Origin of the sequence: Pseudomonas sp. MWU13-2862, from assembly GCF_023242495.1 — a bacterium.
Taxonomy (GTDB): domain Bacteria; phylum Pseudomonadota; class Gammaproteobacteria; order Pseudomonadales; family Pseudomonadaceae; genus Aquipseudomonas; species Aquipseudomonas gingeri_D.
The window spans coordinates 1-520 of the sequence record NZ_JALMEZ010000046.1 but is presented as its reverse complement, the minus strand read 5'-3'; the positions used below and the strand labels follow the sequence as shown (position 1 = coordinate 520).

Here is a 520-nt window from a genome sequence, read left to right as displayed (position 1 = left end):
GCTGGTGGCCGACAACGCCGCCTACGCCCATCAACTGCCGGAAAACGTCGCTCCGCTGGTTGTCGAGTTGGGCAAGGGCTACAGCCACATCCTGGCTGCTGCCACTTCCAACGGCAAAAACATCCTGCCACGGGTTGCCGCGCAGCTGGACGTCGACCAGATCTCCGAGATCATCTCGGTGGAAAGCGCTGACACCTTCAAGCGTCCGATCTATGCCGGTAACGCCATTGCCACCGTGCAATCGAACGCCGCCGTCAAGGTCATCACCGTGCGTGCTACCGGTTTCGACCCGGTTGCCGCTGAAGGCGGTTCGGCCGCGGTTGAAGCCGTCGCCGCGGCTCATGATGCAGGCAAATCGTCGTTCGTCGGCGAAGAGCTGGCCAAGTCCGATCGTCCTGAACTGACCGCTGCCAAGATCGTCGTTTCCGGCGGTCGTGGCATGCAGAACGGTGACAACTTCAAGCACCTGTACGCCCTGGCCGACAAGCTCGGTGCTGCGGTGGGGGCTTCCCGCGCCGCC

The 520-nt window shown here is 63.3% G+C and carries 1 protein-coding gene; it reads left to right on the top strand.

All coding sequences use genetic code 11. The features are described from left to right. Positions 1-520: FAD-binding protein (locus M5C56_RS32310; protein ID WP_248763794.1), on the top strand; the 520-nt coding region annotated here is incomplete at both ends.